Source organism: Pseudomonas sp. BGI-2 (genome assembly GCF_004310295.1).
In the GTDB taxonomy this organism is placed as follows: Bacteria; Pseudomonadota; Gammaproteobacteria; order Pseudomonadales; family Pseudomonadaceae; genus Aquipseudomonas.
The window spans coordinates 1-13,403 of record NZ_SISB01000057.1 but is presented as its reverse complement, the minus strand read 5'-3'; the positions used below and the strand labels follow the sequence as shown (position 1 = coordinate 13,403).

The following is a 13,403-nucleotide window of genomic DNA, read 5'->3' as shown; positions in this document are numbered from 1 at the left end:
ATAGACATTGTCAGAAAGTTACGGGCTACTTCAACTAGCCTGATCCGCCGCATCTTCACTTCGATGCAACGCTACCTGACGGATCGACAACCGAATCTCCGCCGGCAACACCCGTTTGGCCGCACCTTCCGCCAGCTCACCCAGCAGTTCGTGGTAACTCAGCTTGCCGGCCTCGTCGCGCTTGAGCACGTCGAGATCCAGCAGGGTTTGAATGAAGTGCCGGAACAGACTCTTGTCGAAGAACTCCGGGGCATTCAGCCCGTGCAGGATCGACAGGCGCTGGGCCATGACGGTGCACAGGTCTTCCAGTTCTTCGGCGCTGATGCTGTTCTGGCCGCTGTTGAGCAGCAGGGACACAGTCATGTAGAAGCGTTGCAGCGTTTGGGCGATGCTCTTCGACAGCAAGGTCAGCAACACGAAATGCCGCGAGCTTGGCGCCGGGCGCAGGTAGACGTCGTTCTCGAAACGCAGCAGACCTTGCTCGACGAACGCTTCGAGCCATTGATCGATCACGCCATCCAGCTCGTCCAGCGTCCAGCGAATGAACAGTTCTGATTGCAGGTACGGATACAGCGCCCGGGTGTAGCGCTGGATCTGTTCGCGGCTCATGCGCGAGGCACTTTGGAAGAAACTCGCGAGCAAAGCGGGCAGGGCGAAGATGTGCAGCACGTTGTTGCGGTAGTAGGTCATCAGGACAGCGTTCTGCTCGTCCAGGTACAGAATCTTGCCCAGGGCATCGCTCTGCTCGGACAGCAAGTCCATGTCCTTCACATGCTCGATCAGCGCTCGACCGTCACCTTCCGGCAGCGTGGTGTGCGTCGAGTACGGCACCTTGCGCAACAGCGCCAGATACAAATCAAGCACCCGCGCCATGGCGCGATCGTCCAGCGCCAGGCGGGTGGTGGACAGTAGCGCCAGGGCCACCAGGTTGACCGGGTTGATCGCCGCCGCTTCGTTCAGATGCTGCGCGACTTTCTCGCCCAAACGGTTGGTTGTTTCGTTGAGCCAGGCCGGTTTGAACTGCGGACCGAGTTCCTGTTTACGCCAGTCGGGCTGTTCGTTGTCGAGGAACTCCGCGAGTTTGATCGGCTCGCCGAAGTTCACCGCCACCTGGCCAAAACGCTGTTTGAGCGCGCCGATGACGTTGAAAATGTCGAAGATCGATTCTTTCTTCTTGCTCGCGCCGCGCAGTTCGCCGAGGTAAGTCCGGCCTTCCAGTACACGCTCATAACCGATGTACACCGGAATGAACACGATAGGCATGCGCGACGAACGCAGGAAGCTGCGCAGGGTAATCGCCAGCATCCCGGTTTTCGGTTGCAGCATGCGCCCAGTGCGCGAGCGGCCGCCCTCGACGAAGTACTCGACCGGGAAACCTTTGGTGAACAGGGTGTGCAGGTATTCGTTGAACACCGAGGTGTACAGCGGGTTGCCCTTGAAAGTACGGCGCATGAAGAACGCACCGCCGCGACGTAGCAGGCCGCCGATGCCCGGCATGTTGAGGTTGATCCCGGCGGCAATGTGCGGCGGGGTCAGGCCGTTGCGAAACAGTAGGTAGGACAGCAGCAGGTAGTCGATATGGCTGCGGTGGCACGGCACATAGATCACTTCGTAGCCCGGGGCGACCTTCTGCACGCCTTCGATGTTGTTGACCTTGATGCCGTCGTAGATCTTGTTCCAGAACCAGCTCAGCACCACTTCCATAAAGCGGATCGCGGTGTAGGTGTAGTCCGAGGCGATCTCGTTGCCGTAGCGCAGGGCCTGGGCCTTGGCTTTCTCCGGGGAGATGTTTTCGCGCTCGGCTTCGTCGAGGATCGCTTGCTTGACCAGCGGCTGGTTGAGCAGGCCTTTGACCAGGTTGCGACGGTGCGAAATGTCCGGGCCGATCACCGCAGCCTTGAGGTTGCGGAAGTGCACGCGCAGGATCCGCTGGGCCATGCGCACGGTGCGCTCGTGGCCTTTGTCGTGGTCGATCAGCTCGCGCAAGTGAATCGGCGCCGAGAACTGCACCCGGGTCTTGCGCCCCAGCACGATGATGCTCAGCAACCGGCGCAGGCGCCCGGTCACGGCCCAGCTGTCGGCGAAGAGCAATTTCCACGGGCTTGATTCGCTGTCAGGCGACTGGCCCCAGAACACGCTGACCGGAATGATCTGCGCGTCTTCTGCGGCGTTCTGGCTCAGGGCACTGACCAGACGGGTCAGGGTTGGCGGTGCGCCGCGTTTGTCCTGACGGCCGAGCCAGTCGGGCTCCGGCGTCAGGTAGAAAAACGCGGCCGGTTCCACCAGGTTGCCCACCGACACTGGCAGCACCGGACGGGGCAGGCCGGCCTTGCTGCATTCGGTGTCGACCACGGCGAGGTCAGTCAGCGAAGGATTTTGCAGGACGTAGAACACCGGACGACTGCGGTCGAGGTTGAGGGTGAACGACGACTGGTTGATCGTCTCCGAGCGAACCCAGAGATAGAGCAGTCGGCGCAGGGTGCCAAACACAAGACGGCGGAACGGGGAACGGGTCATACGGCATCTGCATGAGTGAATAAAACCGAGCGTTTGCTCGGGCGGTCGGTAGTGTGCCGGATTCGCCGAAAATCGGCAAAAAAGCGGCTAAAACGGCATTGTCTTTTTCGTTCGGAATTGAACGGCTGAGAGCTGTACGTAATTCCACCTGTCAGATATGACAGTAGACGTCGGATTTTTCTCTGCCCTACATTCACCTTCAGCGCCGGGCTTTAGCACCGCGAGAGTGAACCCATGGAAGGAGAATAACGGTGAATCACATGTTGAGCTTTTTGCTGTTCATTGCCCTGGCGGGTTGTGGAAGCTCTCCCCGTGACGGAGTCGCAAAGCCTGGTGATGGTGTGTCGGCGCTGGCAATTGCGCAGGTCGATGGGGCGCTTTCCAGCGGCTTATCGGCTTCGCAGTCATCGACACCGGATGCTCCACTCATCGCGACGCCGGTGGATCACAGCTTGAGCGGTCTCTATCCATTGCTTTCCGGTACAGGGATCCCGGGAGCGACGGTACAAATAGTACAGACCCACTATGCCAATAGAGTCCTGGTCCGCACGACGGTTGATGCGAATGGCCGGTGGGCTGCTCGCAGTGCGTTGGAACTGGCCCCAGGCCCTTATTCGATCGGCGGCCGACAGACCCTTGATGGCAAAACATCGGACTGGGGTCTGAACCGTGCATTTACTGTCGTTGAAACACCTGATGCCCCTGTCATTGAGAATCCGCCAAAGGGCAGTGAGAGCGGACGTTATCCATTGCTGTCTGGTAAAGGGATCCCAGGGGCCACGGTGCAAGTAGTAAAGACTCATTACGCCAATATAACCCTGGTCCGCACGACGGCTGATGCTCGTGGTCATTGGGAAGCCCATAGTGCTCTGGAATTGCCCTTCGGGGCGTATTCAATAGGGGCGCGCCAGACGCTCAACGCAAAGACTTCTGTCTGGGGAGACAACGTTGCGTTTACCGTAGTCGCATCAACAGGGTCTTCGATATTCAAGGTGCTCGAAGCGCCGACGGGCGAGCTGAACGCCGACACCCTCGGTGCTGAAGCCAGTGTGCAAGTGAGTTACCCGAGGATGGGCCTCGGGGATACTGTCGGGATACGCTTGACTGGCGTGGCATTGCGGGATGCACCGATCCAGACCGTGCGTGCGGCCGGCATACTCACGTTTTACTTGCCCAAGGCGTGGATTGCCGAGAACCTCAACCGTACGGTGACGCTGACCTACACCTATAAAGCAGGCGGTGTGGGCAGTCTGATTACGTCTGCGCCATTGTCTATCAAGGTCGTTGGTTCAACGGTACCAAACGATGGGGTGCGTGTTGCAAGCGAGCTCAACGCGCAATACTCCAACACCAGCAATACCTGTCCGGGCAATAAAGCTGCCTATGAATGCAGTGGCGTACTGATTCGCACGGTGGATGATTCGCCTGCTTTTCGTGCGTGGAATCCAAGCCCCTATGCAGTCAAGTCGGGCGGGGTCTCGTTCAGCTATATGAAAGTCGGCATTGGTATGAATAGGCTACAGGGCAGTCGTACTCAAGGCTTTGTGCTCGAACCGGGTCAATTCTTTACGGCCAACGGCGGCTATCCGCTTCAGGTGTTGTGTTCATTTCCATATGACGGAAACACGTTGAATCGCAGCGCCGCCGGCTGCGGTGCGTCGGCTGATTTCCCGGGCAACAGCGGCCCATGTTCCGCGCAGGGCATCAATACACTGGCGGCCTGGCGCGCACACTTTCAGCAGCATCCGGCGAGCAGCACAAATCGTTATACCCATCAATGCGGTTTCGCTCCAGATCAGGCGTCATTCGCACTCAGTCTGATCGCGCGAGAAAATCCGGCAGGTGAGCTGACGGCGTGGCAGCAGAACGAGGTAGTGATCAAGATCTGGCCCCAGGACACTTCGAACCTGCCGATCAAGGCTTTCATCTACTTCAGCAGCGCCAGTCGGGCGGTGGGCGTCGAGGGGGCGAAGAACATTCAGCGTGACTTTCTCAAAATGACAGGCCGACGCGTTCCTGTGATTCGGGTCACTCCCAACGCCACAACAGGGGGCGTTTTTAGTTACTTCGCCGCAGATCAAGGGATCTAGATGGAGATCGGTTCCATATGGAATAGGCTGGGTTTGCCGAAACGCGGCGAAGTAAACTCCTGTTGAGAGTTTTTGAGCCTGTCATATACTCGGCGAGCCCGCACTGGCCAGACAGTGGCACCTATCAGTGCAAGCAATGTTCCCGAGGCTTTCCTGCGAAAAGCCCGATCAATAATAAGAAAGGAGTATGAACAGATGGCAACACGTGAAACCGGCAATGTGAAGTGGTTCAACGACGCCAAGGGTTATGGCTTTATTCAGCGCGAGGACGGGGTGGACGTGTTCGTGCACTACCGCGCGATTCGCGGCGAAGGGCATCGTTCGCTGGCTGAAGGTCAGCAGGTCGAGTACGCGGTGGTGACTGGCGAGAAGGGGTTTCAGGCTGAGGATGTGGTGGGGCTGTAACCCTTAAGTAAGACCAAATGATCGCAGCCTTCGGCAGTTCCTGCGGGCGTACACATGACCCTGTAGACGCTGCCGAAGGCTGCGATCTTTTGCGTTTAAGCATTGGCTGTAGACAGTTGAAGAAGTACTGGACGAATATTCACCTGTCAGTTATGACAGTAGACGGCTTTTAACCCCCAGACCTACCCTCGTTCAACATTTGCCTGGATCGACTTATCTCCGGGTCTTTGCTCTGTCCGAAAGGGAAGCGGTCATGTGGAAAACTATCGCCTTAGTTCTGATGTTGAGTCTTGCAGGATGCACCACGCACGAGCCTGCCAGAGAAAAACTGTCCCAGCCTTTCGCTCGGACAATGACCGCCCTGGCATTGCCAGAACAGGGCGATATACAAAGTGCCTCGACCGCGCAGCCGTCGGTGTTCAAGGTCGTCGAGGCACCGACCGGCGAGTTGAACGCCGACACCCTCGGCGCCCAGGCTACCGTGCAAGTCCACGACGCTAAAATAGCGGCACGGGACACCGTCGGCGCACGCCTGACCGGCGTGGCACTGCGTGACACGCCGATTCAGACCGTCGCGGCGCCGGGAACGCTGTCCTTTAAGATGCCCAATGCCTGGTGGACCGAAAACCTCAATCGCAGCGTCTCACTGACGTACACCTACAAAGTCGGTGGCGTCGGGAACCTGATCACGTCATCGCCCTTGAGCATTCGGGTGGTGGGCGGCCAGGGACAGCAGAACGTGTTCAAGGTGGTCGAAGCGCCGACCGGCGAGTTGAACGCCGACACCCTCGGCGCCCAGGCTACCGTGCAAGTCCACGACGCTAAAATAGCGGCACGGGACACCGTCGGCGCACGCCTGACCGGCGTGGCACTGCGTGATACGCCGATTCAGACCGTCGCGGCGCCGGGAACGCTGTCCTTTACGATGCCCAATGCCTGGTGGACCGAAAACCTCAATCGCAGCGTCTCACTGACGTACACCTACAAGGTTGGCGGCGCGGGCAGTCTGATTACGTCATCACCGCTGGCGATCCGGATTGTCGGTGCAGCGGCTGGAGGAGATGGCCAGCGGGTTGCAAATGAACTCAACACGCAGTACGCCGATACCCGTGAAAACTGCGGCAACGCGTCATTGCCTGCTGTGGGGTGCACCGGCGTCATTTTGAGGGCAACTGTAAACGGTACGGGATATCGCGCCTGGAACCCCAGTCCACTGTCCCAGACCAATGGCGGGGTTTCTTCTTTCTACCTTCGTAAGGACGCGGTCTTCAAAGCCTTTCCTTCTACCTATCCAAATACCAGTGGGATAGTCTTCTTTTCTCCGCAGCTACGCCCTCAAGGTTTGGTGGAAATACCTGCTTTATGCATATTTCCTTTGGATGGGGGCAGTGACATCAGAGGAGACCAAGGTTGTGGTGTGTCCAGAAACTACCCTTCCGTCAGTCGTTCCTGCGAGTTGCAAGGGATTACGACCGCAGCAGGTTGGCTTAGTCATTACAATCAAGGACCCTTGAGATGGAAGTATCAGCGTCAGTGTGGCTTCAATTTACGCGCCAATCAGGGAACACTTGCTGCCAACGCGTTTAATCAAGGCATGCTGGCGACAAAGCTGTTGGGTACTGAATACTTCAATGGCTGGAATGAGATCCGCTTGGCCACTTGGCCACAAAACATTCACTCGACCATCCCGATCAAGGCTTTTTTTTACACGAGCAATGGCTTGGCGGGTGCCAGGTTCAATCAGCAGGACTTTTACAAGTATTCAGGCAAGGCTGTTCCGGTTATCAAATTGACTTTGCCCAGAACGACTGCCGAGTTCGCCCGGTTTGAATTCAACAAGGCCGATCAAACAGTGGGGAATTGGAATTGATGACCCGGTAGGCCGCAGATCCTGTCTTCGTCAGGATCTGCGCAGGTTCGAGGCGTGTCGTTCAAGCAGTTTTCCAGGTGATCTCTTCTTCACCATCAGCGCTGATGCGCATCCAGCGATCCGCGGTCTCTTCACCTTCTTCCTCGACCCACGTACCCGGTGCGCAACGCACCTCGATATCCAGCGCGGCAAAGGCTGCGCGGGCGCAGGCGATGTCGTCGTCCCACGGGGTCTGGTCGCTTTCCAGGTACAGGCTGTTCCACTTGCCTACCGCCTTCGGCAGCCAGGTGACGGGCACGTTGCCGGCCTTGCACTTGAACGTCTGTCCCTTCTGAACCCAGTCGCTGCACGGGCCGACAGCGGCGCCGAGCCAGGCCGCGATGGCCTTGTAGTCGACGTCGGCGTCTTTCAGGTAAATCTCGATATCGGGTTGGCGCATGGATGTCCTCACTGCGGGTCTGAAAAATCCATTCGCGGATTTAGCCGGCCTCGAGCCATTGCTCGAAACCAAAAATTATTGAAGTACGAAATAATCGTAGCGCATCGACACGGTGACCTCGAACGGCTCGGCCTGTTCGATCACCGCCGTCCGGCGTTCAGCACTGGCACGCCAGCCGTGAGGCGTCATGGCCAGCAGATTGGCGCGATCCTGACCCTTTGAAAGCGTCAGTTTGAACTCCAGGGTTTCACTGTGTTGCAGCGTCATGCCTTCCGGCACCAGAGCCAGATGCTTGTCGTCGGTGTACTCACGCACTTCGTCGTACAGACGCTCGCGCAATTCCATTAGATGGCCGCTGGTCGGCCCGACTTTCATCAGACCGCCGCCGGGGCTGAGCAGGCGCTTGGCTTCCTCCCAATCCAGCGGGCTGAAGACGCTGGCGAGAAACTGGCAGCTGCCAGAGGCCAACGGCACCCGCGCCATACTGGCGATCAACCAGGTCAGCTGCGGGTTGCGTTTGCAGGCGCGTTTGACCGCTTCCCGGGAAATATCCAGCGCGTAACCGTCGGCGTTCGGCAAGGTCTCGGCGATTTGCGCGGTGTAGTAACCCTCGCCACAACCGATGTCCAGCCAGCGCTGGGGCGCGTATTGCGCCGCCAGTTCGGCCAGGCGCTTGGCCACCGGCGCGTAATGGCCGGCGTTCAGGAAGTCACGACGGGCTTCGACCATGGCGAGGTTATCCCCAGGGTCGCGGCTGTTCTTGTGCTGCACCGGCAGCAGGTTCAGGTAACCCTGCCGCGCACGGTCGAAACGATGCCCGGCGGGGCAGGCCACGCCGTTGTCCACCGCGTTCAGCGGTTCGCTGCATATCGGGCAGGCGAGCATCAGGCGAGCAACTTGATCAGGGTCTGGTAGTAGATTTCGGTCAGCACGTCGAGGTCGGCAGCGAGTACACGCTCGTTGACTTGGTGGATCGTCGCGTTGACCGGGCCCAGTTCAACCACTTGCGTGCCCATGGTCGCGATGAAGCGACCATCGGAAGTACCACCGCTGGTTGACGCCTTGGTTTCACGGCCGGTGATGTCCTTGATGCTCGACGCGACGGCATCCAGCAACGCGCCCGGCTCGGTCAGGAACGGCAGACCGGACAGCGCCCAGTCGATGTGCCAGTCCAGGCCATGCTTGTCGAGGATGTCGGCGACGCGCTTTTGCAGGCCTTCGACGGTGGACTCGGTGGAGAAGCGGAAGTTGAACACCGCCACCAGGTCGCCCGGAATGACGTTGGTCGCGCCGGTGCCGGAATTGACGTTGGAAATCTGGAAACTGGTCGACGGGAAGAAATCGTTGCCGTGGTCCCAATGCTCGGCGGCCAGTTCGGCCAGGGCCGGGGCGGCGAGGTGGATCGGGTTCTTCGCCAGATGCGGATACGCCACGTGACCCTGCACACCGCGCACGGTCAGCTTGGCACCGAGGGAGCCGCGACGGCCGTTCTTGACCACGTCACCCACCAGGGTGGTGCTCGACGGCTCGCCGACAATGCACCAGTCCAGACGCTCCTTGCGCGCGGCGAGGCGCTCAATAACAGCCTTGGTGCCGTGGTGCGCCGGGCCTTCTTCGTCGCTGGTGATCAGGAAAGCGACCTTGCCCTTGTGGTCCGGGTAGTCGGCGACAAAGCGCTCGGCCGCCACAGTCATCGAGGCGAGGCTGCCTTTCATGTCCGCCGCGCCGCGGCCGCAGAGCATGCCGTGTTCGTCGATCAGCGCGTTGAATGGGTCGATCTGCCAGGCGGACACCGGGCCGGTCGGTACTACGTCGGTGTGACCGGCGAAGCACAGCACCGGGCCGTCGTGTTTGCCGTGGGTCGCCCAGAAGTTATCCACATCTTCGATGCGCATCGGTTCCAGGGTGAAACCGGCATCGCCCAGGCGCTGCATCATCTGCTTCTGGCAATCGGCGTCGACCGGCGTCACGGACGGACGGCGGATCAGGTCGATGGCGAGTTGAAGGGTCGGCGAAAGGTCGGCGTGGGCCGTCATGTAAGACTCCAGAAGATCTTGTGTAGGAGCGAGGCTTGCTCGCGAAGAACGATAATGCGGTGTATCTGTTACACCGAGTCGCTCCATTCGCGGGCAAGTCGGATCGCCGCATCGCTCGCTCCTACAGGGAATTGGGGCAGGGCGCGCAAAATGGCGGTTATCTTAAAGCAAAACGGCGGCCATTGGCCGCCGTTTAGTGCATCTGCGCAGATTTAGACTGCCGGTGCCGTTTCGGCATCGGGTGCCGGTTTCGGCAGCGAAGACAGGAACGCCATGATCAGCGCCGCCAGGTACGGCAGCGATTGCACCAGCAACATGGTCACCCAGAATCGCATGTCGTTGCTCGGCATGCCGTTCACCAGGTAAATCCCCAGCGCCGCGCCCCACAACAGCAGCATGATGAACACTTCTTCGCGCGCCTCCGAAATCGCCACCCAGAAGCCGTGGTTATCGGCGTTCTTGGGTGTGCGGAAAAACGGAATGCTGCTGGTGAAGAAGCCGTACAGCACCGCTTTGGCGATGGTGTGCGACAACGCCAGCCCGGCCAGTGCCGCGCAGAACGCATCCTTGAGGTTGACCCCGACCGCACGACGGTAGAGGAAGATGATCTTGCCAACCTTGAACACGAAAAGCGCCAGTGGCGGGATCGCAAAAATCAGCAACGGCGGATCGACCCGTTGCGGCACGATGATCATCGCCGCCGACCACAACAGGGCGCCCACGGTGAAGAAGATGTTCATGCCGTCCGCCACCCACGGCAACCAGCCCGCAAGGAAGTGGTAACGCTGGCCACGGGTCAGCTCGGTGCCTTTGCCGCGCAGCAGGCTGGTGGTGTGACGCTTGATGATCTGAATCGCGCCATAGGCCCAGCGGAAACGCTGTTTCTTAAAGTCGATAAAGGTATCGGGCATCAGGCCTTTGCCGTAGCTGGTGTGGTAATACGCCGCTGACAGGCCTTTTTCGAATACGCGCAGACCCAACTCGGCGTCTTCACAGATGCACCAGTCAGCCCAGCCCAGTTCCTCGAGCACCGAACGCCGAGTCATGGTCATGGTGCCGTGCTGGATGATCGCGTCACGGTCGTTGCGGGTGACCATGCCGATGTGGAAGAAGCCTTTGTATTCCGCGTAGCAAAGCTTCTTGAAGGTGCTTTCGTTCTGATCGCGGTAATCCTGTGGCGACTGCACCACAGCGATTTTCGGGTCGGCGAAGTGCGGCACCATGTGCTTGAGCCAGTTCGGATCGACGCAGTAGTCCGAGTCGATCACCGCAATCACTTCGGCATCCTTGGCGGTGTGCGGAATCAGGTAATTCAGCGCGCCACCCTTGAAGCCTGCCAACGGCGCAACGTGGAAGAACTTGAAGCGCGGGCCCAGGGTTTCGCAATAATCGCGCACAGGTTCCCAGACCGCCGGGTCCTTGGTGTTGTTGTCGATGATCAGAACTTCAAAGTCCGGATAGTCGAGGTTGGCCAGGGCATTGAGGGTCTGTTTGACCATCTCCGGCGGCTCGTTGTAGCAAGGTACGTGAATCGAGACTTTCGGTCGGTAGTCCGAATCGCCCACCACCGGCAGGAATTCACGCCGGCGCTTGTGGGTCCAGACCGCTTCGGCCAGTTCGTGGGCCTCGGTCAGCAACACGATAAACACCCCGAGCGCGCCGAGGGCAAGGAGGAAGCCCACCGTCAGGCTGAACCAGGTGCTGTATTGCAGGCTGTAGTCGTAACCGATCCATACCAACACCGAACCGCAGAGGAACGCGATGAAGGTCAGGAAGGTACGGCCGCGTTGACGCAGGGCCGAACCGTCGATCATCAGCAAGGTCAGGGAGAGCAGGGCCAACACCACCGAACCGACCGCGAGCACGCGCCATTGCGGAATGGCGACGACCGGGCCTTCGAAGTTGAACTTCTGCTGGCGAGCGGCGTTGAACACGCCCCAATAGGCGCCTACCGAGCCTTCGTCGCTGGCTTTCCAAGGTTGGTCGAACGCTTCGATCACAAAGTAGTTGAAGCCCTGGCGGTTGAGTTTGTTGACCAGTGTGCGCAGGTAAATCGCCTGGTCTCCCGGCGACGCATCGGCGCCGCCACGCATGCGGCCGTTGCTCGGCCAGCCGACTTCCGACAGCAGCAGCGGTTTTTTCGGGAACATTTTTTTCAGGTCGCGGGCACGGTCAAGTACGAACTGTCCGGACTGCTCCATCGGAACATGTTCCCAATACGGCAGGACGTGAGCGGCGATCAGGTCGACGTGCTTGGCCAGGCTTGGGTTTTCTTCCCAGACGTGCCATTGCTCTGACGTGGTCACCGGCACTTTCACTGCCGCGCGGACGCGATCCAGAATAATGCTGAGTTCCGCGGCAGTAATTTCCTTACGGAAGATCGCCTCGTTGCCTACAACCACGCGAACCACACTGCGCGAGCTGTTGGCGATCTCGATGGCACGGGTGATTTCGCGCTCGTTGCGCTCTTCGTCCGGGCTGATCCAGATACCGAGGGTCACCCGCAAGCCGAATTCTTCCGCCAGTTTGGGGATGTCCCCAAGGGAACCGTCGACTGAGTAAGTACGGATGTTGTCCGTCAGCTTGCTCATGATCTCCAGGTCGCGACGCATTTCATCGTCGGTCGGGTACTGCTCTTTTTGTGGGTACTGGCCTTGCTGAAACGGCGAGTACGAAAAGCCGGAGATCTGTTCAGGCCAGTTGGGAGCGGTGACCGGGCGATTGATCAGCGCCCAGAAGCCGGTAAACAGGGCAGCGATGGCAAGCACCACGACCAGGTTGAGTCCAAATTTACGCGATGACATAGCTATTTCAGGTTCCAAAGGCTGTGGAACGAAGGACCGGTCGGCGTGTGCCAAGGGGCGCGCATCCTAACACCGGGCATTCCCTGAGCGTACAGCTGACAGGGAAATGCCCTACGTTTGGCAATCCCGTTTCACATAAGTTCTTTCACTTGTCGCCGTAACTTAGATCTTGTCGCCGTAGTAGCCCTATAATGCGCGCCGGTTTTTGGGGTAATGGTCATGAGTACAGAAGATCCGCGGTTTGCAGGCATCGCCCGTTTGTATGGCATCGACGGCCTGGAGCGCCTGCGCGCAGCCCATGTGGCCATCGTCGGCGTCGGTGGCGTCGGTTCCTGGGCGGCGGAAGCCATCGCCCGTTGTGGCGTGGGCGAGATTTCGCTGTTCGACCTCGATGACGTCTGCGTCAGCAACGCCAACCGTCAGTTGCACGCGCTGGACAGCACCGTCGGCAAGCCCAAGGTCGAGGTGATGGCTGAGCGTTTACGCGGGATCAACCCGGACTGCACGGTGCACGCCGTGGCGGATTTCGTGACGCGCGAGACCATGGCCGAATACATCACGCCCAACATCGACTGCGTGATCGATTGCATCGACAGCGTGAATGCGAAGGCTGCGCTGATTGCCTGGTGCAAGCGCCGCAAGATCCAGATCATTACCACCGGCGGGGCGGGCGGGCAGATTGACCCGACACTGATTCAGGTCTGCGACTTGAACCGGACCTTCAATGACCCGTTGGCTTCGAAAGTGCGCTCGACCCTGCGCCGGGATTACGGTTTTTCGCGCACCGTGACGCGTCATTACAGCGTGTCGTGCGTGTTTTCGACCGAACAACTGCGCTACCCGAAACCGGATGGCAGCATTTGCTTGCAGAAGAGTTTTGTCGGCGATGGCGTGAAGCTCGACTGTGCCGGCGGGTTTGGCGCGGTGATGATGGTGACGGCGACGTTCGGCATGGTCGCGGCGACCAAGGCTGTGGATAAGATTGTGGCGGGCGTTCGGCGCCCGGCGGATCGGGTTAAACCCGTCTGAACAGAGAACTGGTCACGCGTCCCTGTAGGAGCGAGGCTTGCCCGCGAAAGCGGTGTGTCAGGTAAGACGCCTTCGCGGGCAAGCCTTAATGCCAGTCAGTTAAGAAATTGACTTGCCCGCCCAGCAGTAATAGAAACGGGCTTATGTTTTTATGAGCCCGCTTCATGTCCCTACAAAACGCCCTTCAAGAAGTTACCAAACTCAATCCGATCT

At 59.2% G+C, this 13,403-nt stretch carries 9 protein-coding genes; 4 read left to right on the top strand and 5 right to left on the bottom strand.

Annotated features, from left to right (window positions below):
* Nucleotides 1–30 precede the first annotated feature (30 nt).
* Nucleotides 31–2,517 carry a glycerol-3-phosphate 1-O-acyltransferase PlsB gene (gene plsB, locus EYC95_RS27590; protein ID WP_131063142.1) on the bottom strand — a complete coding sequence of 829 codons (2,487 nt, stop codon included), beginning with the start codon at nucleotides 2,515–2,517 and terminating at the stop codon, nucleotides 31–33.
* Nucleotides 2,518–2,768: 251 nt separating this feature from the next.
* Between plsB and EYC95_RS27585 the strand changes: the two genes are divergently transcribed.
* The 3 genes from EYC95_RS27585 (at nucleotide 2,769) to EYC95_RS27575 (ending at nucleotide 6,882) form a co-directional block, all read left to right on the top strand.
* Nucleotides 2,769–4,607 carry a carboxypeptidase regulatory-like domain-containing protein gene (locus tag EYC95_RS27585; protein ID WP_131063141.1) on the top strand — a complete coding sequence of 613 codons (1,839 nt, stop codon included), beginning with the start codon at nucleotides 2,769–2,771 and terminating at the stop codon, nucleotides 4,605–4,607.
* 195 nt (nucleotides 4,608–4,802) lie between these two features.
* Nucleotides 4,803–5,012 (top strand): cold-shock protein, encoded by a 210-nt coding sequence (locus tag EYC95_RS27580; protein ID WP_131063140.1) that lies wholly within the window; start codon nucleotides 4,803–4,805, stop codon nucleotides 5,010–5,012.
* Between the two features lie 253 nt (nucleotides 5,013–5,265).
* Nucleotides 5,266–6,882, top strand: a complete 1,617-nt coding sequence (locus EYC95_RS27575) for a hypothetical protein (protein WP_131063139.1) — start codon at nucleotides 5,266–5,268, stop codon at nucleotides 6,880–6,882.
* Nucleotides 6,883–6,943: 61 nt separating this feature from the next.
* On the opposite strand, the gene EYC95_RS27570 is transcribed toward EYC95_RS27575, so the two are convergent.
* From EYC95_RS27570 to EYC95_RS27555, 4 genes are all read right to left on the bottom strand, one after another.
* A complete protein-coding gene (locus EYC95_RS27570; protein WP_131063138.1) occupies nucleotides 6,944–7,321 on the bottom strand; it encodes a hypothetical protein in 378 nt (125 codons plus the stop codon).
* 75 nt (nucleotides 7,322–7,396) lie between these two features.
* The gene (locus EYC95_RS27565; protein WP_131063137.1) at nucleotides 7,397–8,206 is read right to left on the bottom strand and encodes a putative RNA methyltransferase; all 810 of its coding nucleotides are present in this window, start codon (nucleotides 8,204–8,206) and stop codon (nucleotides 7,397–7,399) included.
* Nucleotides 8,206–9,357, bottom strand: a complete 1,152-nt coding sequence (gene dapE, locus EYC95_RS27560; protein ID WP_131063136.1) for a succinyl-diaminopimelate desuccinylase — start codon at nucleotides 9,355–9,357, stop codon at nucleotides 8,206–8,208. Before dapE ends, EYC95_RS27565 begins: the two co-directional genes overlap by 1 nt.
* A gap of 212 nt (nucleotides 9,358–9,569) precedes the next feature.
* Nucleotides 9,570–12,161 carry a glycosyltransferase gene (locus EYC95_RS27555; RefSeq protein WP_131063135.1) on the bottom strand — a complete coding sequence of 864 codons (2,592 nt, stop codon included), beginning with the start codon at nucleotides 12,159–12,161 and terminating at the stop codon, nucleotides 9,570–9,572.
* Nucleotides 12,162–12,374: 213 nt separating this feature from the next.
* On the opposite strand from EYC95_RS27555, the gene tcdA reads away from it, so the two are divergent.
* Nucleotides 12,375–13,190 (top strand): tRNA cyclic N6-threonylcarbamoyladenosine(37) synthase TcdA, encoded by an 816-nt coding sequence (gene tcdA / locus EYC95_RS27550; protein WP_131063134.1) that lies wholly within the window; start codon nucleotides 12,375–12,377, stop codon nucleotides 13,188–13,190.
* The last annotated feature ends 213 nt before the right edge of the window (nucleotides 13,191–13,403 follow it).

Coding starts and splice junctions, on each gene's coding strand:
- EYC95_RS27555 (WP_131063135.1), bottom strand. CDS start 12,161: ATGTCATCGCGTAAATTTGGACTCAACCTGGTCGTGGTGCTTGCCATC.
- EYC95_RS27570 (WP_131063138.1), bottom strand. CDS start 7,321: ATGCGCCAACCCGATATCGAGATTTACCTGAAAGACGCCGACGTCGAC.
- tcdA (WP_131063134.1), top strand. CDS start 12,375: ATGGTCATGAGTACAGAAGATCCGCGGTTTGCAGGCATCGCCCGTTTG.
- EYC95_RS27565 (WP_131063137.1), bottom strand. CDS start 8,206: ATGCTCGCCTGCCCGATATGCAGCGAACCGCTGAACGCGGTGGACAAC.
- EYC95_RS27575 (WP_131063139.1), top strand. CDS start 5,266: ATGTGGAAAACTATCGCCTTAGTTCTGATGTTGAGTCTTGCAGGATGC.
- EYC95_RS27580 (WP_131063140.1), top strand. CDS start 4,803: ATGGCAACACGTGAAACCGGCAATGTGAAGTGGTTCAACGACGCCAAG.
- dapE (WP_131063136.1), bottom strand. CDS start 9,357: ATGACGGCCCACGCCGACCTTTCGCCGACCCTTCAACTCGCCATCGAC.
- plsB (WP_131063142.1), bottom strand. CDS start 2,517: ATGACCCGTTCCCCGTTCCGCCGTCTTGTGTTTGGCACCCTGCGCCGA.